General features: G+C 50.1%; 24 protein-coding genes and 1 pseudogene. 15 read left to right on the top strand and 10 right to left on the bottom strand.

The window, feature by feature from the left end; all coding sequences use genetic code 11:
• Window positions 1-284: 284 nt before the first annotated feature.
• From AAX04_RS11910 to AAX04_RS06540, 4 genes are read left to right on the top strand one after another with little or no spacing between them, the layout of a single operon-like run.
• The gene (locus AAX04_RS11910) at window positions 285-449 is read left to right on the top strand and encodes a hypothetical protein (RefSeq protein ID WP_156519733.1); all 165 of its coding nucleotides are present in this window, start codon (window positions 285-287) and stop codon (window positions 447-449) included.
• Window positions 421-1,644 carry a zinc ribbon domain-containing protein gene (locus AAX04_RS06550; RefSeq protein ID WP_066795808.1) on the top strand — a complete coding sequence of 408 codons (1,224 nt, stop codon included), beginning with the start codon at window positions 421-423 and terminating at the stop codon, window positions 1,642-1,644. The genes AAX04_RS11910 and AAX04_RS06550 overlap by 29 nt, the downstream gene beginning before the upstream one ends.
• Window positions 1,645-1,689: 45 nt before the next feature.
• Window positions 1,690-2,004: a DNA-directed RNA polymerase subunit L gene (locus AAX04_RS06545; RefSeq protein WP_066795805.1), complete on the top strand. Its 315-nt coding sequence runs from the start codon at window positions 1,690-1,692 to the stop codon at window positions 2,002-2,004.
• Window positions 1,979-2,167 carry a hypothetical protein gene (locus AAX04_RS06540; protein WP_156519732.1) on the top strand — a complete coding sequence of 63 codons (189 nt, stop codon included), beginning with the start codon at window positions 1,979-1,981 and terminating at the stop codon, window positions 2,165-2,167. The genes AAX04_RS06545 and AAX04_RS06540 overlap by 26 nt, the downstream gene beginning before the upstream one ends.
• Window positions 2,168-2,170: 3 nt before the next feature.
• Here the strand turns inward: AAX04_RS06540 and AAX04_RS06535 are convergent, their stop codons facing one another.
• The 3 genes from AAX04_RS06535 to AAX04_RS06525 are packed head-to-tail and all read right to left on the bottom strand — an operon-like array spanning window position 2,171 to window position 4,792.
• Complete coding sequence (locus AAX04_RS06535) at window positions 2,171-3,367, bottom strand: glycoside hydrolase family 1 protein (protein ID WP_066795799.1); 1,197 nt, start codon at window positions 3,365-3,367, stop codon at window positions 2,171-2,173.
• Window positions 3,364-3,996 carry a protein-L-isoaspartate(D-aspartate) O-methyltransferase gene (locus tag AAX04_RS06530; protein ID WP_066795835.1) on the bottom strand — a complete coding sequence of 211 codons (633 nt, stop codon included), beginning with the start codon at window positions 3,994-3,996 and terminating at the stop codon, window positions 3,364-3,366. Before AAX04_RS06530 ends, AAX04_RS06535 begins: the two co-directional genes overlap by 4 nt.
• Before the next feature lie 46 nt (window positions 3,997-4,042).
• A complete protein-coding gene (locus AAX04_RS06525; RefSeq protein ID WP_066795796.1) occupies window positions 4,043-4,792 on the bottom strand; it encodes a cyclase family protein in 750 nt (249 codons plus the stop codon).
• A gap of 132 nt (window positions 4,793-4,924) precedes the next feature.
• Between AAX04_RS06525 and AAX04_RS06520 the strand changes: the two genes are divergently transcribed.
• Together AAX04_RS06520 and AAX04_RS06515 are read left to right on the top strand one after the other, a co-directional pair.
• Window positions 4,925-5,248, top strand: coding sequence for a hypothetical protein (locus AAX04_RS06520; protein ID WP_238377822.1), 324 nt, complete (start codon window positions 4,925-4,927; stop codon window positions 5,246-5,248).
• 45 nt (window positions 5,249-5,293) lie between these two features.
• On the top strand, window positions 5,294-5,746 hold the full coding sequence (locus AAX04_RS06515; RefSeq protein ID WP_238377821.1) for a PUA domain-containing protein: 453 nt from the start codon (window positions 5,294-5,296) through the stop codon (window positions 5,744-5,746).
• 68 nt (window positions 5,747-5,814) lie between these two features.
• Here AAX04_RS06515 and AAX04_RS06510 read toward each other — a convergent pair whose 3' ends face one another.
• The 4 genes from AAX04_RS06510 to AAX04_RS06490 form a co-directional block, all read right to left on the bottom strand.
• Window positions 5,815-7,569, bottom strand: coding sequence for a glutamate--tRNA ligase (locus AAX04_RS06510; protein WP_066795788.1), 1,755 nt, complete (start codon window positions 7,567-7,569; stop codon window positions 5,815-5,817).
• A gap of 36 nt (window positions 7,570-7,605) precedes the next feature.
• A complete protein-coding gene (locus AAX04_RS06505; RefSeq protein WP_066795785.1) occupies window positions 7,606-8,070 on the bottom strand; it encodes an NUDIX hydrolase in 465 nt (154 codons plus the stop codon).
• Between the two features lie 604 nt (window positions 8,071-8,674).
• Window positions 8,675-9,922 (bottom strand): translation initiation factor IF-2 subunit gamma, encoded by a 1,248-nt coding sequence (locus AAX04_RS06495; RefSeq protein ID WP_238377820.1) that lies wholly within the window; start codon window positions 9,920-9,922, stop codon window positions 8,675-8,677.
• Window positions 9,923-9,935: 13 nt separating this feature from the next.
• Window positions 9,936-10,640: a diphthine--ammonia ligase gene (locus tag AAX04_RS06490; protein WP_066795780.1), complete on the bottom strand. Its 705-nt coding sequence runs from the start codon at window positions 10,638-10,640 to the stop codon at window positions 9,936-9,938.
• Between the two features lie 80 nt (window positions 10,641-10,720).
• Here AAX04_RS06490 and AAX04_RS06485 point away from each other — a divergent pair, with 80 nt between their 5' ends.
• The 9 genes and pseudogenes from AAX04_RS06485 (at window position 10,721) to AAX04_RS06445 (ending at window position 19,054) form a co-directional block, all read left to right on the top strand.
• The gene (locus tag AAX04_RS06485) at window positions 10,721-13,036 is read left to right on the top strand and encodes a TIM-barrel domain-containing protein (protein WP_066795776.1); all 2,316 of its coding nucleotides are present in this window, start codon (window positions 10,721-10,723) and stop codon (window positions 13,034-13,036) included.
• 63 nt (window positions 13,037-13,099) lie between these two features.
• A complete protein-coding gene (locus AAX04_RS06480; protein ID WP_066795774.1) occupies window positions 13,100-13,486 on the top strand; it encodes an Sjogren's syndrome/scleroderma autoantigen 1 family protein in 387 nt (128 codons plus the stop codon).
• Window positions 13,487-13,768: 282 nt separating this feature from the next.
• On the top strand, window positions 13,769-14,680 hold the full coding sequence (locus AAX04_RS06475; RefSeq protein WP_066795772.1) for an ABC transporter ATP-binding protein: 912 nt from the start codon (window positions 13,769-13,771) through the stop codon (window positions 14,678-14,680).
• A complete protein-coding gene (locus tag AAX04_RS06470) occupies window positions 14,677-15,453 on the top strand; it encodes an ABC transporter permease (RefSeq protein WP_084761238.1) in 777 nt (258 codons plus the stop codon). Before AAX04_RS06475 ends, AAX04_RS06470 begins: the two co-directional genes overlap by 4 nt.
• Window positions 15,410-16,228: a hypothetical protein gene (locus tag AAX04_RS06465; RefSeq protein WP_066795770.1), complete on the top strand. Its 819-nt coding sequence runs from the start codon at window positions 15,410-15,412 to the stop codon at window positions 16,226-16,228. The genes AAX04_RS06470 and AAX04_RS06465 overlap by 44 nt, the downstream gene beginning before the upstream one ends.
• Before the next feature lie 120 nt (window positions 16,229-16,348).
• On the top strand, window positions 16,349-16,912 hold the full coding sequence (locus AAX04_RS06460; protein ID WP_066795826.1) for an ADP-ribose-binding protein: 564 nt from the start codon (window positions 16,349-16,351) through the stop codon (window positions 16,910-16,912).
• 32 nt (window positions 16,913-16,944) lie between these two features.
• Window positions 16,945-17,349: pseudogene (locus AAX04_RS06455) on the top strand (DUF72 domain-containing protein); the annotation flags it as partial.
• 163 nt (window positions 17,350-17,512) lie between these two features.
• Window positions 17,513-17,824, top strand: a complete 312-nt coding sequence (locus AAX04_RS06450; RefSeq protein WP_084761236.1) for a DUF72 domain-containing protein — start codon at window positions 17,513-17,515, stop codon at window positions 17,822-17,824.
• Between the two features lie 72 nt (window positions 17,825-17,896).
• Entirely contained in the window at window positions 17,897-19,054 is a 1,158-nt protein-coding gene (locus AAX04_RS06445) for a hypothetical protein (RefSeq protein ID WP_066795764.1), read from the top strand.
• A gap of 347 nt (window positions 19,055-19,401) precedes the next feature.
• Here AAX04_RS06445 and AAX04_RS06440 read toward each other — a convergent pair whose 3' ends face one another.
• The 3 genes from AAX04_RS06440 to AAX04_RS06430 form a co-directional block, all read right to left on the bottom strand.
• Window positions 19,402-20,481, bottom strand: a complete 1,080-nt coding sequence (locus AAX04_RS06440) for a Xaa-Pro peptidase family protein (protein ID WP_202904424.1) — start codon at window positions 20,479-20,481, stop codon at window positions 19,402-19,404.
• Window positions 20,482-20,916: 435 nt separating this feature from the next.
• Window positions 20,917-21,789 (bottom strand): PLP-dependent cysteine synthase family protein, encoded by an 873-nt coding sequence (locus tag AAX04_RS06435; protein ID WP_162270120.1) that lies wholly within the window; start codon window positions 21,787-21,789, stop codon window positions 20,917-20,919.
• A gap of 75 nt (window positions 21,790-21,864) precedes the next feature.
• Window positions 21,865-23,523: a glycosyltransferase family 2 protein gene (locus AAX04_RS06430; protein WP_066795759.1), complete on the bottom strand. Its 1,659-nt coding sequence runs from the start codon at window positions 23,521-23,523 to the stop codon at window positions 21,865-21,867.
• Window positions 23,524-23,550: the final 27 nt, after the last annotated feature.

Raw genomic sequence — 23,550 nt, 5'->3', positions numbered from 1 at the left:
CGTAATGATAGACCAGGATGTTTACCTCCTGGAGACTAGTTTCAAGGACATTACCCTAGGCTACTACTATAGGAGTGCCCCGTTCCCCGCATCCCAGTGACCCTAATCACTACTCATCTTTGTCGGGTCTGTGCCCCCATTCTTGGGGCATCATGGTTCAGTTTGCCTCGGGGCTGGCTCCCAGTGGGGCGACAACCCCACTAGGACTGTTTAGCCCTTATTTTATCCGAGTTTTAAGCCTTTCTTTACCGAAAGGTTTATAAAGTTAGTTCGGATGGTTTCCCGTGGATTGCATTCTCTACCTTGAGGGTAGTGTGACGAAGGTGACTGGTAGGGATGTGGGTATATACGTCAATAGGGAGTATCAAACTAAAATCAAAGACCTACAGGGCAGAAGAGTGAAGATACTGGTGATTGTTGATGATTGCGAGGAGGGCGATACTCATTAGGTTGCCTAGGGACAAGTGTGATGTTAATTACATAAGGAGACTAATGGCCCTCACGAACCTAGCTCATCGTGGTTTTGAGGTTTGGGTGCCGGACCTGCCCAAATCCATACAGTATCAAATCTATGGTTTCAAGAGCTACAAAAATAGCTTAATGTTTGGCACAGCGCCAAAGAGGTGGTTTGCCAAGACGTGGGTTCCGCTGAAGACACTGAGGGTTTACGGTGATGGCACCAGAAAGGGTGCAACGGATGCTTTAGTGATTCTTGATTTCAAGAAAAACGTCATCAAGATACACCAAGTATGTAAAAACGAGCCTGGGTACTCCATTGAAGTCCCAATGCCTAGGTGGGTTGTTGAGCGGGTAAACGAGGGCGGTGACATCAAGTATGCAATGATTGGGTTGAAGAATGATAAACCCTACCTGGCTTTGGTTGCTGAGCGTGTGGTTGAGCCTTACGTGCCTAGTGGTTGTAGGCTTGTTGTTGATGTTAACGCTTGGAATAACGGTGTTGCCTACGGCATAATTAATCCAAGCAACAAGATTGCGGAGTACTCCCCATTGAGGCCAAACCTTAGGCTCATTGACACGTGGTACCACAAGGCTGAGAAACTAAGTAAAAAATTGGGTAAGTTAAAGAGACTGGGGTTGGATTCAACCCCAGAAGCCAAAGGATTGAGGAGGGAAATCAAGGCATTGAGGAGGAAGGTCTACGCATACCTAAGGGACTTCGCCCAGAAGAAGGCTCACGAGTTGGTAATGAAGGCTCTTAGGTTAAGAGCTGAAGTGCTAATTGACGACATGATTGAGGAATCAAGGAGGGAATTGCTTGAGATGAAGTTACCAAGGGGCTTGAGGAAGGTTTACTTGGCTGAGACGAGGAGGTTCGTTAAGCTATTCACCACCCAACTACAGTGGTATGGTGTGCCGTATGAGTTCAAGAGGCTACCAAGCACAGTATGCCCAATATGTGGGCATAAACTTATCCAGGAGAGAGGCAGGGTAATGGCTTGCACGAACTGCGGATTCAAAGCACCAAGAGACAAGGTACCAATACACTGGGCATTGAAGGCAATGCCCAAAGCCAAGGTGAGTCCCCTAGATGAAAGCCCCATGCCGTTGGGCTCAACAGCCACCCATGAACCCACACCGATAGCCCATGTGGGCGAGGTGGAAGCCCCTAGGCGCAACACCTAGGGACAAACGGATAGGGATATTAAGGGTGCGTGGGTGGGGTGGTTGATGCCTAGGGTCAGGGTTAAGGGGATTAAGTTGAGCGGCAATTACCTTGAGGTGCTCATTGAGGGTGAGGACTACACCACCATGTCACCCCTGTTAACGTACATACTCCAGGACCCTGAGGTTGAGTTCGCAACCTTCGACATGGATCATCCATTGCTCAGGAATATTACACTTAAGGTTAAGACCAAGGGTAAGGACCCACTCGCAGTCCTAGAGGAGGCTGTGAATAGGATACTGGGTGACATAGACAGCATTGAGAAGGGGTTGATGCAGCAGTTGGGTGGTTCAGGTGCTGAGGCTAAGGAGGGGCAGTAGGCCCAGGGTTTACGTAATCGAGCCAAGCCAAGACTGGTGTGCAGCGGTGCTTAGGGCTGGCGGGGTTGAGTTTGTGGCTAAGAGGATTAGCCCTAATGAGGTGTCTGTGGATAGGTACCTCGGCGAGTCCGTTGAGGCTGAGTTGGTGAAGGTAATAGCTTAACTATTAGTAAGTTAACTCACCACTACTGGCCACGCCACCTAGGAAGTAGGCGCTTGCCCTCGGTCTCCTGGTTAGGGTGGCTGGGTCGCATTCAATTATGCCAAACCTGGCGCTGTAGCCTATCTCCCACTCGTAATTATCTAGTAGGCTCCAGTAGAGGTAACCGATGGTACCCTCCTTAATGGCTATGGTTAAGTGATCCCTAATGTACCTGATCCTGGCCTCATCATCGTCGGTGGCTATACCGTTCTCAGTGATCATTATGGGTTTCCTAACCCTCCTAATCAGCCTAATGGCCCACCTAAGGCCCTTGGGGTCGATAACCCAGCCCCTCTGGTTCTGCTTATTAGCCACTAACTCGCCCATTGTTAAGGGATTGAACTTAACCTTGGCGACTGCATAGTAGTTTAGGCCAATGTAGTCAAGCCTCCCAACCTCCCCACCCCCAAGCCAATCCGGTAGTTTCCCCTTAGCCAACGTATTCGCAATGAACCTATTCAACACGTAGTTCATGCCCATCGCCAACCCCCAGTCTATCAACGAGAACCTTGAGGCTGGCTTGGCTGGTGAAATGTGCACTATTAAGCCTACCTGATTCCCCTCCCTCTTAACCACCTCGTAGGCTGAGTCATTAGCCCTAAGCAGGTTTACTAGAGCCCTCCACATGTACTCCATGTTCATTACGAAGGGTGGAAAGACACCGAGCAGATAGGCCAGTATCACGTACAGGTTCACCTCATTTATGGTTAACCAATACTTAACCCTACCACCCAGTGAGTCTGAGACGTACTTGACGAAGTCCAGGAAGTACTTAACGTTCTCCCCCTTAACCCACCCACCCTTACTAGTGAACCACATGGGGTTGACGAAGTGGTGCAACGTGACTATTGGCTCCATTCCATGCCCCCTTATCTCCTTAACCATATCCACGTACCTGTCCATGGCCTCGTCGTCGAACTTACCCTCGCTGGGCATTACCCTGTCCCAGGCTATGGATATCCTAAGCGCCTTCAACCCCAGTGATGCCGCCAGGGCTATGTCATCCCTGTATCTGTCCCAGAAGTCGCAGGCGGTGCCACTCCTAGGTAACCTCTCACCCTCGTAGTGCCACCAGTCTGCATTAACGTTATTCCCCTCAACCTGGTAAGCTGACGTGGCGGCCCCTATGATGAAGTCGCTCGGTACCCTTAGCCTCCTCATTTCAGGTCCACGAAGGAGACGTAGGTTATAAACCTCCTCCTAACCCCATCCTTACCCTTCTCAATGACGTAGAGCCTCTGGTAGTCACCCTCCTTAAGTGGGATTACCATGACTCCACCCACGGCTAGCTGGTCGATTAGGGGCTGGGGTACTGTTGATGCGGCCGCCGTGACTAGTATTGCGTCGAATGGCGCGTACTTGGGTAGGCCCATTTTCCCATCACCCTGGAAAACCTTAACCATGCCCCAGTAGCCGGCTTGAATAACATTTATAGTTGCGTAGAGGGTTAGGTATGGGTCTATCTCAATGGTGTAGACCTCACCCTCCCCAATGGCCCTTGCGCAGACGCACGCCTGATACCCAGTGCCGGCCCCAACCTCAAGTATCCTCATGCCTCCCCTAGGCTTAATTAACTCGCACATCATGGCGACCATGTGGGGTGCGCTGATGGTCTGGCCCCTCATTATGGCTAGTGGGGTGTCTTGGTAGGCGTAGTGCCTAATATACCTAGGTACGAAGATGTGCCTAGGCACGCTCAACATAGCCTCCTCAACAGCCCTACTGGTCACTATGCCGTCAGCCTTCAATTCATCGATAAGCCTCCTCCTAGCCGCCTCAAATTCATTCAACTCCACGTGCAGCGGGTGCGTGGGGTTAAATAAACATACCCCAGCATCAACGCCTAGCTGGGTTGCATAGGGCGAAGACCCTGGATTGCCCAGCCTCAGAACCGATTACATTGAGGGGTGCCGCTATCAGCAGGGCCTCTGAGTTTAGGCATTCATTAAGCACCCTATCCAGGTTGGTTAAACCCTCTATTATCAATACATTAGATGACAGCAGCTTATAATGGACGTAGACCACGTCATCCCTACTAACCCTAGCCGGGTATGGGTAGTCTGGCTTACCTGAATAGCCAGCTACACTTAAGGCCTCCGTACCCACCAACGATACTCCACGTTCAACCAGGTAATCGGCCCCATCCCTTGATAGGTACTGCCAATTGTACAGGAACTCCTCACTACCCCACTTACTGGAGAACCCGGTGTACAGGAGGATGCCCAATCCACCCCTTATCCTATCCCTAAACGCCTCAAGGTCAACCCTACCGATAGGTTCACCAGGCGCCTTGCCTGACAGGTCCAATGCAACGCTGTAGACTATGAACCTGGATAGCGGGAACTTATCCACAGATGCCCCACCTGGTTGGAAGTGTAGGGGTAGGTCTATGTGGGTGCCTGTGTGCATGCCCATGCATACGCGGGATAGCGTCGCCTCGCCGTAACTTTTACCAAACCTGACGTACTCGTGGTTGAAGGGTGGGTCACCGGGGTATATGGGCATACCATTGCTTAGGCTGTGGCTCAGGTCTATTAGGAGTAGTTCACCCCTGGATACCGCATCGTATATATCCCTAATGTTCATACAAACCCCAGGCGCCTAGGCTTTTAAGCCTTAATCATGGCTAAACCCCTCCATACCCAACCGTTAAGCCTACGCAATGGGCCGTTGAAATTTAAAACTTAGGTTTATTACCCAGGATTATTAATGTTAAATGTGCATAAGCCCCCGCTCCCCGAGCCCATGGATATTAAGGATAGGATTAGGAGGAGGATGAGTACCTGCAGTGGGCCTGGATGCGTGAACTTCGCCATATGGTTCGGTAATGAATTAGCCAAGTACCTCTGGGACGCTTGGAAGGCTGAACTGAAGGCCCAGGGGATCGGGTGGATCGACTTCCTCAGGATGCTTAGTGGGTACAATTCACTGATAGCCTCCTGGGCCATTAAGGGTGAGTTAAGCTGGGGTGACTTGGTTGATAGGCTCTACTCAGCCATTGTTAAAGGTAGTAGGCAAAGCGACTTAACCAGGTTCATGTAGCCACGGCTTAGGTAAGGTTAAAAAGTAACACGCTTAATGGAGCCCGTGGTTAGGACTAGGGATACCTTCCTGGTGAACAGGGCATTAATGATAGTGGCCTACGTGTATGGGTGGGAGGTGGCTAATAGGCTTAGGGAAATGGACATTGAGGTTGAGTACCATGGCGTGCTTAGGAGGATTAAGCACATTTACGTAAACGGTAAAGTTGCCTTCAGCATTAGGGCCAGTGACGGGTTACTCATACCAACCATCCACGGCGCCTCCCTGGTGGACTCGTGGATCAGGGTCAACAGTGAGACTGCACCCTTCGTTAAGCAGGGTAGGAGCGTCCCTGTTAAGAGCGTTGTTGAGGTTAAGAATGCCTCACAGAACATGGACGTCGCCATAGTTGACGAGTCAGGCGGCGTCATAGGCGTGGGTAGGTTAATTATAACGCCTGAGGAGGCTAAGACCGTGGGTAGGGGTTTCATGGCTAAGACTAGGCACCACGTTAAATAGGCCGCAAACTCCCTTCCCGCTTGAGGAATGAACTGGAGTAGTTAATATTCCTTATATTCCTTATAGGGCTAGTCGTGTACGTAAACCAGCTTAACCACGCCTCCCTCAACCCCCGTCAACTTAACGAAACCATACCTGATGAATTGCATAACCGTACCCACCTCAAGCCCAGCCACGGCTGGTTCAGCGAGTCCCCTATCCCTATTAACCTTCCCAACGTCCACTGGCACGGTTACCTCAGCCTCAACGGCGTTGGGTGGTGCCCACTGTATTATCGGTGCCTCAGCTCTCCTGGCCTCCTCAATGTCCTGGCCTAGGAACTCGGCCTCCGCTGATTCACCATTAACCTTGGTTATCTTAATGTTGCCAAGCCCCATCAACCTAATCAACACCCCAACCTTCACGTCGTTGCGTTGGATGTAAACCACGTCCTTAACTTCAATGAACCTGAACCCCCTCTCTGGGTATGATGGGTGCATGGGTAGTTTAGCCTTAATGGGCCCATTAACCCCAATCAGTCTTAACCTAACTGGGTCCCTGACGAACATGTACCTGTTGGCTATGGGCTCTATCACCTGTCTATTGTATGCGTAGAGGTTGCTTAGGGTTATGGTGGCGTCGGTTTCCTTAATCCCCACGAAGAGTATTAACCTCCATATGGCCTCGGGCGTAATGCCCCTACTCCTCAAGCCTGCTAGGGTTGGTAGCGTCACGTCATCCCTGGCTAGGTTAAGCTTCTTCAGTATGCTCTTGCTTAGCTTAAGCCCCTCCACCCTAAGCCTACCGAAGTGTATCGTGTAGGGTTGCTCCCAGCCGAAGGCCTTGAAGACGTAGTACTGCTTAACCGTGTTGACCCTATGCTCCTGCGCCCTCAACACGTGGGTAATACCCATTAGATGGTCATCCACGGCCACGGCGAAGTTGTAGGTTGGCCAAACAATGTACTTATCCCCAACCCTTGGGTGTGGGTACCTGTGAGTATCTATGACCCTGAAGGCGACCCAATCCCTAATGCTTGGGTCTGGGCTGCTTAAGTCAGTCTTAATCGCCACCACGGCCTCCCCCTCATTGAAACGCCCTTCAAGCATCCTATCGAACAACTCCAGGTTGACCGACGCCTCAGCAAGCCTAGTACTGCATGGCTTACCCTCGAGTTTAAGCCTCTTCCAATCCTCAGGCTCGCATCCACTACCCTTAGCCACCACGTAAGCTCCGCCAAGCTCAATAATCCTCCTGGCGTGGTCGTAATATATGTTCATCCTGTCTGATTGAATATACTCCTCATCCCACTTAACCTCAAGCCACCTCAAATCCTCCCTAATCGCATCGTAAGCTTCGGGCATAGGTCTCTTCGTCCTTGGGTCCGTGTCCTCAAACCTAAGAATGAACTTCGCCTCCTTACCCCTGGCAGCGTACTTGAGCTTGTAGGCGTAGTTCACTATAGCTGGCCTGGCGCTGCCCAGGTGCAGGTAGAAGTCTGGGTTTGGGGCAAACCTGAGGGCCAGTTTACTCAACCTATCCGCGTCCGGTAGCTCCGGCAGGGACTCCACGTCACCCCTCCTAGCCTCAGTGGGTCTCTTAACCTCGAGGGCTTCAGGCCACCTCTCCTCAAGTATCCTCCTCTGCTCCTCTAGGGTTAGGGAGTTCACGTAGTCCACCACCTCCCTAACCACCTCAACCACCTGCCTTGCGCTAGCCCTCAACTCTGGCCTATCAGCAAATATCTTGCTGACCACGGCCTTAACGTCAGCCTTCCCATTGAACCTGACGGCGTTGATTAGGGCATGCTTAAGCGCCAATTCCCTAACGTCAACACTGCTCATTAAGCCTCACCGGCGCTGGGAAATTAATAAGCGTATCTAACCCTCAATAATGCTCCTTGAGCCAACGCAAGCCTTAATACCGTTAATCAGCAGATCCTGTATTAGCTCCCTGGCAGTCTCCGTTAAGTTTAGGTTAAGGGCTTCCCTAATATCAACGAACACAGCCTCCTCCGCATCGCTCGATGCCCTTAGTGAACCGCCCTTAACCTCAACCAGGTAGTCTAGGAGTATGAAGTGGTACCTAACGTTGCCATCACCATCCCTCTCAACATACTGGTAAACGCCCAGTAGCAGCCTAGCCTCACCCTTCAACCCAGTCTCCTCCTCAAGCTCCCTCACCACAGCCACCTTAGGATCCTCACTGGCCTCAACCATACCACCAGGTATGCTGAACTTACCCCTCCCAGGCTCATTACCCCTCCTAACCAGGAGAACCTTGCCATTGTTAATGACCACTGCGCCAACCCCAACCAACGGGTATCTAGGGTACTCCCTACCCATGCGGAAGTCGGTTTAATGAACATATTTAACGCTACTGCCCCAAACTAAGCCCGTGAAGCCGCCTTCATGGATTGCGCCCGTCTTGCCGATTTGTACGGTGCCACGTAGCTTATAATTATCCCTAAATTGGCTAATGGTATATTGCGCCCCGGGTTCATCACGATGTATATCCTCACGAACATCGTATACGCCCTTCATGGTGTTGAAAAACGGTCCATTTAAATCCACGGAGATAGGTAGTCCAAGTAAAGGTTGTCGGGAACTAACGGCATGGAGCGGCTTACCATCGTCTTTGCCGTGGTAACGCTCAGTGAAGTGTACCAGGGCATTGGTATTAATAATGTTAATGTCGAATCAACGTTTAAGATAAAACTAACTGAAATAGGTTAAGTTAAACATGTAGTAGGACTCTGAGAAGTTAATTACTTTTGAAGGAGTGTGGACGTATGAACCGGTACGTACTCAGGTTATGTAATAGGTTATATGGTGTTGGTGAAGCACTGAATGGAATTAACAAATGTGATTGGACCTAGTATGACCCCCTCCCCGCCCTGAAGGGCAGGGTTTCACCCTGGGGGTCTCGACAGTATTTGCGGAGTTGGTTCTAGTCTAGGAGTGTTTTACCGCCTTTTAGAACTCCCCAGCCCACTATCCTCCATCTACCCGACACCTGCTTAATGACCACCAGCTTCGATCCCTCCTGGGCGCACACACCCCTCCTTAGGTCTATGGTTACTGCACCACCCCTCAGGCTCCTTACAACTCCCATTACTGAGGCTGAGCCCAGTATTACCATTACCGGCTCCCCAACCTTGATAGCCGAGTCCACGCCCTTCCTGCTTATTGGGTGGTACTCCGCCTCAATACTGCCGTAGACTGGGTATAGCTTACCCGGTTCCCCCACTACACTGCCCACTAGGGCGTCTGCCTTGGTTAGGGCTGGGTCAAGTAGTGTACCTATCCCCACCAAACCCCCTGGCCTGGCCTCCTCCACGGATTGATTGCCTATTGCTATGCTAACCACCTTAGTCCTAATGGGTACGTACCTATCCCCCAGTTTAAGGCCTGGCCTAACCTCAATCTCGTCACCAACCCTTATCCTGCCCTGGAGCAGTGTGCCGCCTAATACGCCACCCATTAGTTTACTTGGTGAGGTGCCTGGCTTATTGACGTTGAAGCTCCTCAGGACGTACATTATTGGTGGTTTGCCTAGGTCTATGACCTTGGGTTTAATCACGTTGTTTATGGTTGAGACCAAGGCGTCTATGTTAACCCTGTGCAGTGCCGAGATTGGTATTATGGGTGAGCCCTCGGCCCAGGTGCCCTTGATGAAGCTCCTTATCTGCATGTAGTTCTCAATGGCCTTATCCCTATTAACCAAGTCAATCTTATTCTGGGCTATTACAAGGCCCTTAATGCCCATTATGGTTAATGCCACGAAGTGCTCCTCGGTCTGGGGTTGGGGGACCCGCGTTGACGCATCCACGACCAGTATGGCGCCGTCGACGAAGGATATCCCACTTATCATGGTTGATAGGAGGACCTCGTGGCCAGGTGCGTCTAGGATGGACACCCTCCTGGTGAACCTTGCCTCAGACCCATCTGGGCACTTGCCGTCTTTAATTAGGCCAATGGGGATTACTGGGTAATCCCCACCGCACTCGTATAGGTCAATGTTGGTGTAACCCAACTTAATCGTCATGGCCCTCTTAACCTCCTCACTATGCCTAGCCACCCACTCACCACTAAGCGCCTGAACCACGGTGGTCTTCCCATGGTCCACGTGTCCAGCCGTTATGATTATTGAATCTGGGTACGTGTATTCCTGCATTACAACTAACGCAACATCCATTGGGCTTAAAAAGTTAACCAGCAACCTCATTGGGCTTGGGTTCAAGCCAAGCCTCATCAATAATGAACCTCCAAGAGTATTCACCAAGTCTTACAATCCTCCCCTTAACCCCAACTCTACTCCTGAAGAGCGGTGCATCAACAACGAAGGTCTCAGCCTCACCACCCTCAAAGGCTGGGTTAAAGCCATGCATAGACGCCAGTTTAACAACCCTCTCCAGGTCATTTCTTCCAAGAACCCTGCCCATTAACCCAGGGTCTAGGCCATAGGCATCTATGGACGTTACCATAAACCTCAACCCTGCATCGTATAGTTCAAGTAGGTATCTTGCTTGGTCCTTACGCCACAGGGGTGAGTAAACCCTTAGTCCAAGTCCCTCGGCAACCATGTTTATGTTCATCCTTTGATAATCCGACAACAAGGCTCCAGTCACGATACCGGAGATTCCGCACTCCTCAATAGCCCTATTAAGTGCCCTCTTTAAGTCAACTAATTCAGCACCCTTAACTCCGCTGGTGTTCTCTAGAATTTGCCTAAACCCCATGGCCTCGGCTTGAAGCCTAGTGTACTCCACGGCTGGTCTATGAAACATCCACGAGTCCTCCCTGGCCGGTATTAGGGTTACTAGGCATTTAACGTCGAAACCATGCATAAATGCCCAGTGCACGGCGTACGTTGAGTCCTTACCCCCAGAGAACAGTGCGCAAACACTCCTCACTCTGCTTAATTGAGCTAGTGGGGTTAATAACCCCTGGGGTGATGCTTAAAAATCTGGATAAGTATACTCACACGAATACTATGGATTGTAAGTCCTTTAGGGCCATTAATGATGAGCTTAAGGCTAGGTCGAGGCAATTGCTAAGCGTAAACGTGTTAATCAGCGGGTTAACCTATAGGCTTAAGGTTCTTCAACTACCAGTGGAGCCTATTGTGATTGGGATTGAGCTTAGGGAGTCTAAGGGGCCTGTTGAGGAGGGTGAGGTTAAGCTGGAGGTGGCTCCAGGGGTAATGCTCACAGTATCCACATCACCACTTAGGCTAACCGTCACTAGGAATGGCTCAGTGGTCTTCACTAACAACTTACTCACCCCGCAGCATTACGGTAGGGGCTACTTCCACCTGCTCGACGATGGCCTCCACATGCCCATTCTAATAAACCCGGGGGAGGGGGTTTATGGGGTTGGTGAGTGGTTTGGAAGGGTTAACAGGGTTGGGCAGAGACTTGAGGTCTATGTGGTTGACCCTGCCGGTTTACCCAACGATAAAACCTACGTGGCCTACCCATTCTACTGGTCAACCGCCGGCTATGGGCTTTTGATCGACACCTACTGCAGGGTGGTCATGGACTTTGGGTCTAGGTACCTGGGTGTTGGTGAAATTGTGATGCCCAGGGAGGTTGACCTTTACCTAATACTATTCAACAGGCCCAATGAGGCCATTAAGGCTTTGTGGGAGTTGACGGGCTACCCCGAAATCCCCCCACTCTGGTCCTTCGGCGTGTGGTATAGCCTATGGAGGGATGCGGGTTACGTCTACTCAACATATAGGACACAAGACGACGTGGTTAAGTTCGCTGAGGAGGTTAGGAGGAGGGGCTTACCCGGCGATGTGATACACATAGACCCAATATACACAAGGAGGCCCTTCAGGGAGTCCCTGAGACTATTCCTGCTGAGACTTGGGTTGAGCGAGAGCGAGGTTAAGGAGCTGGTTAGGTATCATGAGGAGAACGGCAGGTGGAGCTTTAGACCGGTCCTCGACTACATTAAGTCCAAGTGGCCGGATAAGTTTGAGGTTATATTCAGGGAGTACCCTATGACTGGGCAAGGATGCACCTTCGAGTGGCATGGGGGCTTCCCGAGGCCAAGTGAAATGACGGCTAGGCTCCATGAATTGGGCTTTAAGGTTAGCCTATGGGTTAATCCATATGCACCCGTGGGTAGCCGATGGTTCAGTGAATTGAACGAGAAGGGGTTGCTCGTTAAGGTCAAGGGTAAGCCCATGGTTGAGATGCCGGCTTGGATAAATGGGTCGCTGGTGGACTACCGCTACCTCATCACTGACTTCGGGGCAGTTGACTTCACCAATGATGAGGCTTGCAGGATGTATGCAGATAAGATTAAGGAGCTACTTAACCTAGGTATCGATGCCATTAAAACCGACTACGGTGAGGGTGTCCCCGAGCAGGGGGAGTATTACATTGGCGCTGACCCATGCATTCACAACCTCTACCCAGTCATATACAATAAGGTCGTCTACGAGACTATTAAGGAGACTAGGGGTGAGACCATTGTGTGGGGCAGGTCCGGTGGGCTTGGCATACACAGGTATCCGATTAGGTGGACCGGCGACCCTGATTCAACACCCAGGGGGATGGCTGCATCGCTTAGGGGCGTCTTATCAATGGCCACCTCCGGCATAATGTATGCCAGCGTTGATATAGGCGGCTACAGTGGCACACCAACACCTGAGCTTTACGTTAGGTGGGCTCAAATGGGTTTATTATTATCCCACAGCAGGTTCCATGGAACCACGGAGAGGGAACCGTGGAGCTACGGCGACGAGACTTATAGGATAGTCTCAGGCTTCATTAGGCTCAGGTACTCGTTAATACCCTACATCTACTCGCAGGTAATTAAGGGCTTGAGGACTGGGATGCCGCTGGTTAGGCCGCTTGTCATGGACTACCCCGATGATGAATCAGTCAGGGACATTGATGATGAGTACATGTTTGGCGAGGCCATGCTAGTAGCCCCATTGTTCACAGGAGATGAGAGAACAGTTTACCTACCTGAGGGTGTGTGGTACGATTACTGGAGTGGTGAGGTTATCAGGGGCCCAACTACGGTTAGGATTAAGGCACCCCTGAACAGGATACCCATCTACGTTAAGGACGGAGCTGCAATACCCTACACAAGGGTTAAGGCGCTTTACCTAACCCCGGAGGTGTTTCATGACCTTTCCGTTGAGGTCTACGGTGACGTTGAAACCTTCTCAGCCGACTTCGGTGGGTATGGTAGGCTGGAGGGGGTTAGGGTGAATTACGGTAAGGTACAGGTGATAGGTGACTTCAAGGTATCCTTCACCAAGGCCCCTCACCATGAGCCACCTTGATAAGCGGCCTTGGTTAACCAGTCTGCTTTTTAAAGGGTTGCCTAAACCTAACTTTGACTCATTATGACCAGTGAGGATTACGTAGCCAAGAAGATGGCTCAATTAATTAGGCAAGGAGCCACCTTAACCCAGTACACGTGCCCAGTCTGCGGTACACCACTCCTTAGGCTTAGAAGTGGCAAGTACTACTGCGCCAAGTGCGATAGGGAGGTTGTGGTTGTTAGGAGTGATGAGGAGGAGAGAGAGGTGACGATTAGGTATGGCCTAATTAACGTTAGGGATGTGGTATTCTCCAAGATAATGGAGTTATCCAGGGAGTTGGGTAAGGTCAACGACATAGATGATGTGAACAGGTACGCTGTAACGTTAACAAACCTACTCAACGCCCTAGGCATGATAAATAAGCTTATTGGTGAACAAGGCAAGTCAACCACGGGTCCCCAAACCTAATGGGGCAGTTTTGGTTTTCATGATTATTTGTAGGGTTTGTTACCATTGGTGATGAAGCGATGGGTTTATTAACCCATCCCCAACACCATTAACCGGTTACCCCGGGTTTCCGAGACCCGTAGTGGCAAGGAACCCCTGGCGACAGGGAGGGAGCCACTGCGGTGAGGGGGGCTTGGGGCGACCGTCGAGAAGGAGACGGCGGGTTTTAGCGGTTTTCCCGCCGTCTCCGGAGAGACGGCTAGGCTTACGTTTAAATAACAAGCTTAACCTAGTTAAACCTAAATGAACGCTGTTGAGGCTGTTGAGCTTAGGAAGAGGTTCATAAGCTACGAGAGGATTGGCTTAATTAGGAGGAGGAAGACCATTGCGAACGCCTTGAATGGAGTTTCCCTGAACGTTAAGTGGGGTGAGGTCTATGGGTTACTGGGCCCTAACGGGGCAGGTAAGACAACCACGGTTAAGATACTATCCACACTCCTAATACCTGACTCCGGGTTTGCCAGGATTAACGGCTTTGACGTGGTTAAGGAGGCTAAGAAGGTTAGGGGAATTATTGGGCTTGTCCTTTACCCGGATAAGGGCTTCTACTCAAGGTTAAGCGGCTTCGAGAACCTCGTCTACTTCGGTAGGCTTTACGGGTTGAGTAGGGGTAAGGCCGAGGAGAGAGCTAGGGAGCTGCTTAGGTTGGTTAACCTAGATTGGGCGGCTAATAGGCCATATGAGGAGTATAGCCTAGGCATGAGGGCTAGGTTATCCATAGCCAGGGCCCTCATACATGACCCACCTGTGGTTTTCCTAGATGAACCAACCATAGGTCTTGATCCAGTTTCCTCAAGGTCCATTAGGGACCTCATTAAGGGGCTTAAGAGGGAGGGTAGGGCCGTGCTACTGACTAGTCATAATCTCTGGGAGGTTGAGGAGGTTTGCGATAGGGTTGGCATAATAGGCTCAGGTAAAGTGCTCATGGAGGGTTCGCCGAGGGATATTAAGGATAGGCTTGGCTTAAGGTACGTCATAGAGATTGAGATTGAGGGGGATTCTAAGGGCAAGGTTATTAGGGTTGAGACCACTGACCCAGTTGCAGAGCTTAAGAGGATTATGAATGAGATTGAGGGCAATGGGCTTAGGATAAGTAGGATGAGGGTTAATGAACCATCATTAGAAGAAGCCTACATAAGGGTGGTTTCCGGGTGAGGCTGAGGGATTGGTTAAGTCTGTTCTGGGCCATAATGCTCAACGAGTTAAGAATAATCGCCAGGGAGCCAGGTGGGTTAGTCATACTGCTACTAATGCCCTATTTAGTGGCGGGTGGAATGGCCTTCATGGCCTCCTTCTTCACCAGGGTTAGTGGAATCGACTTCATAAGGGAATTCATAGGCTTTGAGGTGGTGATGGTATCCATGATAATGGTTCAAACGGGGGCTAGGTTCATAAGCGAGGAGAGGAGTGGGGGTAGGCTTGAACACCTCATAGCAACTCCAGTAAGCATGTATATAATACTCTTCGCTACGTCGATTGTAATGGTAATTGTTAACATAAGCGCCTACCTGGTGGCCTCCCTACCCGTGATTTACGGGGTCTTCGGTGTAATTGGCCTTTTGAGGCTGATTCCAACCCTAGTAATCATGTTCATCGGGTTAATGCCCCTATACGGCATAGGCCTAGCCCTAGCGGGCGTTGTGGTTAGGCTTAGGGACGTGGACGCACTAATGAACGTCGTAACTGCACTACTCAGCGTGCTCTCTGGGGCCACTTACCCAATCTACATCCTACCCAGGTGGGTTGATGCAGTGGTGGTGGCGTTACCCATGTATCAAATGTACCAAACCGCATTGGGTATAGTTATGGGTAGTGGCGTCACGGGTCTAATCTACGGCCTAGCCGCATCCACGGTGGCCTACCTGGCCCTAGGGGTGTTCACCTATGGTAGGGTTGAGAGAGGCATGCTTAAGGGTGGTGTTAAGTAGGATTGCCCTCGAGTTTCAGAGGGGGGTTAGGCTACTCTTCTCCAAGCCCGCTGAAAACATAGCCTTCGTAATCTCTGCACCACTCTGGCTGGCCTTCTTCATACTGACGCTTAGGGGCTATGGCGTGGTTAGGCTTAGTCAAACGGACCTCCAATTATTCCTATGGGTGGCCTACGCCTTCACGCTATACTCAACCTGGCTATGGGGGTTTGGGCACGGCATAATGGATGAGGGTTACGACGGGGTCCTTGAGTATGTGTTAGCCGGTGGGGAGGGTTTGCTAACCCACTTCACGGGCTGGGGCCTAGCCCTAATAACGTACGAACTAATGGACCTTGCCGTAATAGCCGCCAGCTTCACCGTGCTCTTCAACACGCCGGTGATGTTCATTAATCCAATACTCTTCGCAACATCAATACTCCTGGTCACCCTGGAGTTACTCTTCACCTCCATCATTTACTCCATGCTTGTGATTAGGCTTAGGTCAAATTGGGTTGTAACCAACATAGTCCAATTCATACTCCCAACCCTAGGCGGTTTAATACCGGGGGAGGTTAACGGCTACGTTAGGTTAATCAACAGGTACTCGCCATTGGCCTACCCAGTGGTCCTCATGAGGGAGTCGGCGCTGGGCATTAACGAAATAAACATACCCCTACCAATGCAACTGCTGTACTCAGTCATTATAATAGTAGCCCTAGCCTTACTAGCCTGGCTCACCGTTACGTTGACTACGATTAGGCTTAGGTCAAGTGGACAACTGGGCCTATACTAAACCTACTGGGCCATCAGCTGATGGCCCAGGCTTGATTAAGAGGTGCTAAGAACATTAATTTTCACGCAGTGCGTGTATCGAGCGCTAATACTTTTAATATTTAAACTAATGGTTAGGGTTATGGTTAAGTTTAGGTTTAGCAATGGCGTGACTGTGGAGTTGATTAAAGGCGACATAACTGAGGTTGAGGTTGATGCAATAGTTAACGCAGCAAACCAGTACCTTGAGCATGGGGGTGGTGTGGCTGGGGCCATAGTGAGGAAGGGGGGTTACGTTATACAGGAGGAGTCTAGGGAATGGGTTAGGAGGTATGGCCCAGTCCCGGTGGGTGGGGTTGCTGTTACTGGGGCCGGTAGACTTAAGGCCAAGTACGTGATACATGCCGTCGGCCCAAGGTGGAGTGTAGATGACCCAAACCTACTGCATGATGCCGTAGTTAACTCGCTTAGGAAGGCTGAGGAACTGAACCTAGCCAGCATAGCCCTACCCGCAATATCAACGGGGATCTTTGGGTTCCCCTACGATAAGGCGGCTGAGCTAATGGCTGACGCCATCAAGTCCATGGCCAATTCACTTAGGGCTGTTAGGAGGATTATAGTGTGCCTCTACGGTGATGAGGCCTATGAAACCTTCACCGAGGTCTTCAATAAGGTACTTGGCCCTGTATCTCAGGTGAGCCAGTGAGAGTTAAATAAAAGGCGAGGCCCATTTAAACAGTGGAGTTCTTCGTGGGTACATCAGGCTGGCTCTACGACTGGAATGAGGACTCATCACTGGACTGGTACGTAAGGTACTCAGGGCTTAACGCCATTGAGTTGAATGCCTCATTCTACAGGTTCCCCTTCAGGAATCAGGTACTGTCCTGGGTTCGTAAGGGGTCAAGCCTACGCTGGTCCATTAAGGTGCATAGGTATATAACCCACGTTAAGAGGTTAAGGGAGGATGCCTTAGATGCTTGGCGCAGGTTTAAGGAACTGTTCACACCACTTGACAAGTACATTGACTTCTACCTATTTCAACTGCCGCCAAATTTCACCTATAGTGGCGAGAATGCTGAGAGGATTATACTCTTCGCCAGGGAGAGCGGCCTTGGGTGGAGGTTTGCCGTGGAGTTTAGGAACAAATGACCCCCTCCCCGCCCTTAAGGGTGGGGTTTCACCTTGGGGGTCTCGATGGTTACCCCGCCTATTTGCGGGGTTACTAAACATCCTAGTAAAGCAGGGATTAATAAACCTATCGCCTAGACCTACATAGTTAGGCAACCCCCGCCCTAAAGGGTGAAGCTTGACCATTTTGTCATGGTTTAACGATGAGGCATTAAGTACCATTAAGGATGTGGGTGTAACCGTGGTATCTGTTGATGAACCTGGGGCGACTTGGATAACCTCCACCAACGGCATCATCTACCTCAGGCTTCATGGTAGGTTAAACTGGTACTGGTATGACTACAGTCATGAGGAGCTTAGGGAATTGATAAGTAGGGTTATGGTATTGAACCCAGGCAAAGTGTACGTATTCTTTAACAATGATCACTGGATGCTTGAAAACGCCAGGGCAACCCTCAGAATACTTAATGAGATATTGAAAAACCATTGAAGTTCACGGCGCATAGTGGTGTGGTGGCACTATGGTAATAATGTTAATATACCTCTGTGGTGTTCATTTAACATGGCTGTTAATAGGGGTAGGAGGCTAGCCCTAAAGCTCATAGCATCTATGGCGGTGGTTGGGGTCGGCTATTACGTCATCTCCAGGCTAATCCCTGTGAGGCTAAATTTAAGTAAAGTCAGCTCCGGATCTAGTTCAACATTAAGCTCAATGCTTAGGCAGGTTAGCTCAATGGAGCTCATGGATAGTTTAAAGGGGTTCAGCATTTCGGCTAATGGCGGTGTAGTGCTTAGTGAGAAGTCCTTCATAATGCAGATATTACCCGGTACAAGTGGGGACTACGCATTACTGTTTAATAATGGAAACGTGTACATACTACTACCCTCCAACTATGGCAACGTGGGGCCTAACCCAACCCTACCCAGTAACATTGACCTGAGTAACGTGACCGGGACCACGAGGATTAGTGAATTCACCGTGTTCGGTGGTGGTGTGGTTTGTTACGGTGAAGACTCAATACCTCCACCCTGGTCTCCATGCGCATGCCCCTGCTCACCCTACGTAGGCATATACAATAATTCAACAGATGAACTTAACGTAATGGCCATACCAGGTGGTAGCTGCGATAATGCGAACTTCACCTTCGCTGTGAATGGCAACAACAATGACCTACTCCTCTTCGGTGGCGACAATTACCCACCTCGATCCTGCGAGTGCGGTACATGGTGTGTTACGCATAGGAGCTGCGTAACCTCAGTTAGCATCAGCGGTGAACCAATGGCCGTGGGTTTTACAACAATTGACGTAGAGGATGATGACGGTAATGAACTTTGGATGTACAGGATGTCTGGGGTTAGGTACGGCTCAAGCGTGTTGCTGCTGGCCCAGGGGGCTAACTCAAGTAGGCTACTGCTTGAGAACATTAACCTAAGTGAACTATACAGCAACATGAATAACAAACACACAACCCTATGCACAGGTGAACCGTATGTTAAACCCAACTTACAGTCAGTACTAGCCGATGACTTTAACTGTGATGCCATCCTATTCACCTGGATTAACGACGATCAAGTCTACGTGGCCTACCATAGCGTTGATAGTTACGTTAACGTGGTTTCAAACGGCGGCTTTAGGCTTAGCCTAACTAAAGTACCCTCAACACCATTCATAAAGTTCATTGATGGCGAACTCTACGTAGCGTATAATAATGACGGCTAATTCACCTTCACCATTAAGGCACTAAACCCATACGGTAGCAATCTGCTCGGTGAAGTTACGGTTAATGGACAAGGTTTCATTGATGTTAATGGTTACGCAGTGGTGCTTGAGGGTTTAACACCAGGTAGCTTAATAAGGGTGTTTAAACTGGGCACTGATAACGAGGTAAGTCTCGTTCTTTAGGGTGTGGTTGTTTTTCTATGTGGTCTTTAGGTGGTGGGTTTGTGTTTTGCGTAGGTGTTTGGTGCTTGGGCTGGTGCCTTTGGGAGGGGTTTTCCTTGCCTTAGATGAGCCGTAGGGCAATACCCCACCCTTTTCACCACCCCACTAAGACGGGAAGGGGATCATTAATATGGCCAATACATATCCAAGACGTTAACCTCACCGTTAAGCCCTATTGCAACATCACTCTCAAGCCTAACCCCAAATCTACCGGGTAGGTAAATACCCGGTTCTATGGTGAACACGGAGCCCCTTGGCAATGGCTTATCGTAGCCGCCGCTTATGTAAGGTTCCTCATGGACCTCAAGCCCTAACCCATGCCCAGTCCTGTGTATGAAATAACCCCCGTAACCATTCCTTTCAATCACACCCCTGGCCACTGAGTCTATGAATGCCCCGGTTAACCCAGGCTTAACCGCCTTAATGGCCTCGTCATGAGCCTCCCTAACCAATTCATAAATCCTGTTGAACTCAGTCGTCGGCTCACCAAGCATAAATGTCCTCGTTAAGTCGCCGTAGTAGTCATTGTGAGTCGCCGTCACGTCAACGACTATCACATCACCTTGTTGAATACTTCTATTTCCAGGTAGCCAGTGTGGTATTGCTGAGTTTGGTCCTGATTGAACAAGCACATCCCTGGGCTCAGCCCCAGCCTCGGCTATTGCATTACTAATCACCCTGGCTAGCCAAGCCTCACTTACCCCAGCCCTAATGGCCTCCCTGGCAGCCCTAATCCCCTCCTCAATAGCCCTAACCGCAGCCTTTATGCTGCCTAACTCATCATCATCCTTAACAATCCTCATGCCTGCTAGAACTGGGTCGATGTCCTCATCCCTGAACCCACCCAACACACCCCTAAGCACCCAAAGGTTCCTAATCGGTGCATTACCCTCAAACCCAACAACCCTAGCCCCACTACACCCTGAAGTAGCCCTCCTAACGGCTTCCAAGGGCCCCTCCTGGTCAAGGTAGGTTATGTAGGGTAACCCTGTGGTTATTGCCTTACCCTCGTCGAGCTTAGGCACTATTAACGTTACTTCACCAGTCCCCACGCATAGGAGCAATGCACCAAACCTCTCAAAGGTCTCCAACCTAACGCCCGTCAAGTACCTTAAGTTGACTGGCGTAGAGACTAGGGCCAGGTCAACGCCCTTTTCCCCAAGCTCCCTTAGGAGTAGCCTAACCCTATCAATGGGCCTAACCACTACAGCGTATTGAGTGCCGTTATTTAAACATGCCCTTGACCAATGAGCATCAGCCAGTACATTACGGATTTACTGCAACTTGAACCAGCAGTATAGATAGGGTAAGTGATGCGTTTAATGGGATAATGAGTATTTAAATGCGCAGGATACTGAGAGAGCTAGCTGTTCCCTGCCCTTGAGGGCGTTCTACGCCCACTGAGGCTTCCTATCGCTGGTCTGGAGCCACCCATGGGCGCGGCATCACCGTTCAGTGCCTATCGCCAGCATCGGGTGGTGTACGGCTAACCCCTGAGACCCCGGGGAAACCCCGCCCATCAAGGGGTCAGAAGGCTTACCCATTGTTAATTGGTATGGAAAGTTGCCCATTACCAATACTGGTGAAGAATAAGCGGGATATTATTAGTGGCTTTTTAACCAAGCTGTCTTGGTTTATGCCTATTCCTCATTCATTAGGGCTAACTCTAATTCATCAATGTACTTCCACGCATCATCGGGGAACACTAGGACTGCATCATCAACGTTAAGCCTTAATGCAGCGTACGCCACGGCTCCTGAACTTAAACCAATCAGTAATCCATCACTCCTAGCCACCCATCTAACCCCCATTAAAGCTTCCTCCCTGGACACGTCAACAACATCATCAACCCTAAGCAACTTGGCGAATGGGTTACCGTTGTTGAGCCTCTTTATGCCTGGTATCGTTGAGTTAGCACTAGGTTGAACTGCTATCACCTTAACCTCATCCCCATACCTCTCCTTGAAGTACATGGATATGCCTGTCATGTGCCCTGCCGTCCCAACGGAACCAATCACGTACCTCGGTTTAAACCCGGCGAGCCTGCACTGTTCATCAATCTCCCTTGCCGTGAACCTGTAGTGCATCATGTAGTTGGCTGGGTTTGAGAATTGATTTGGGTGTATGTACCCAAGCCTATTAGCCTCATTAATAACCTCAGGTAGTATGGTGGATGTGTTGCCCTCACGCTCAACCACCTTAACACCCATTAACCTCAACATGACTTTAAATGGCCTTGGGGAGGCCTTGGGTATGTAGGCCACGTAGTCCATACCCCTTGATTTTACTATTGACGCCAGGGCAACCGCCAGGTTACCTGATGAAACCTCAACAACCCCCTCACCACCGTTTATTGACTCCACGAGGGCTAGCGCCGTCCTATCCTTGATGCTATGTGTTATTGGGTTCATGAACTCGAGCTTAGCCCAGACATTATGGGGTTCAAAGGACCTAAGCCTTAACAGGGGCGTTGGCCAGGCGCCCCTTATGAGTTCTTCCACACTTCTGAACACGTTACCACGTGCAAATACCGGTCCCAGCCATAGCTGCCATTGTTGATGCAGCCTATTTAAGCGTTTTGTTTAACCTTAAGGAATGAGAGCTCTAACGTTAACCTTACCCATGGGCTTAATGGTACCGATCCTGTAGCCGGCTATTATTAGTGCTGAGTTCAGCAGTATGTAAACCGCCAGTATTACATGGCCAAGGATTAGCAGAACAGCGCCTGAGGTTATTAGGGTTAACGCCACTGCGTTTTCAATGAAAAGCCTCTGCCTTAGCAAAGCCTTTGATGCCTTCGGCGTGTAGAACCAGGGTAAGTCCCCTATTAGGGCCCTGAGTAGGTACACCATTAATGGGAACCCAAGCGCATACATCGTTAAGCCACCCACTATCAGAGACTTGAATAGGTCCCAGTTACCGTAATTCATGGCCTTACCCACCGCTATGATAAACGCCAGTAGGGCTACGCCGACAGCATCCGCCAGTATTGATAGGACCAGTATTGGGAGTGGGGGTATTATTATGTAGAATATCTGCATAACGATCATTGTTATGATTGATATTAAGCCCAGGTAGGCGACAGGGTATTTAAGAAGCCACAGTACGGCATCCAACTTATCCAACATCCCCCTCCTAGACCTGATTATATTAATTAAGTACCTTCTCAGGGCCCACATGTCGTTGGTAGCCCACCTAATGGTCTGAGACCTGAAGGCATTGTATGTGCTGGGTATCTCGGTCAATACCCTCTCATCAAGTACCCCGATCCTACCACCCATTAACCAGATCCTTAGAGCCAGGTCCATGTCATCAGCCTTACACCTGCACAGTCCATTAATCCTGTTGAAAAACTCCCTCCTCATGACTATGTTGTTGCCAATGGTCATGTAGAACCCCCTTCTTAGCCTTGAAAGCGCCCTACCGACTATCTGTATCTCACTCATCACGTTGAACAGTATCATTAATGACTTGCTGAAGCCATTGGGCACCCTTGGTATGCTTAGGAAAGGCGCACTAACTACGTCATAACCCTCATTGAGGTAGCTTAAGGCGACCTTAAGGTAATTCCTAGGCAGTACAGTGTCCACATCTAATATCAGCAGTACCTCACCTGAAGCCAATTTAGCGGCCTCATTAACGGCCCCACCCTTATAGCCGGTGGGCCTGCTCCTCCAGTTAACCAGAACCCTTAAGCCATAGGTCCTACTAACCCTATCCGCCAACCCCCTAATTAAGCCAGCCATATGCTCATCATCATCGGTGGCTATTATAACCTCAAGCCTATCCCTAGGGTAGTCTAGGCCAACAATCCTCTTGACAGCATCCTCAACAGCGTCAAGCCCCTCACCCTTAACAGGTATTATAACGGAGACCATCGGCAGCCAACCTGGGTTGAAGTCCCGTATGGTTGACCTTACCCTGCCCGTGGCCCTCAACCTAACGTAAGCCGCGTGTATCATGATCCCCAGCTGCACGAGCACTATAGCCATGAACACAGCGTACACCACGTAAACCACCAGTATGAGTGGTATGTAGCCCTTGGGCACAGGCTTAGCCGTCACACCGACCGTTGAATTCATCTGCGTGGTGTAGTACGTCGAATTGCTTAGTATAACATGTATTGCGCTTACGTACTGGTCAAACTTCAACTCCATGTTTGTGATTATTTGCGTAGCATTAAACTCTATAATCTTAGTTATATTATTGAGCAGTATTTGGCTTTGCGTAGTAGTATTAGTTATCATTACTGGGTTTTACATTTAGGACCTTAA

This window comes from Caldivirga sp. MU80, from assembly GCF_001663375.1.
GTDB lineage: Archaea > Thermoproteota > Thermoprotei > Thermoproteales > Thermocladiaceae > Caldivirga.
The sequence above is the reverse complement of the archived record's forward strand: the minus strand, read 5'-3'. Positions and strand labels throughout refer to the sequence as shown.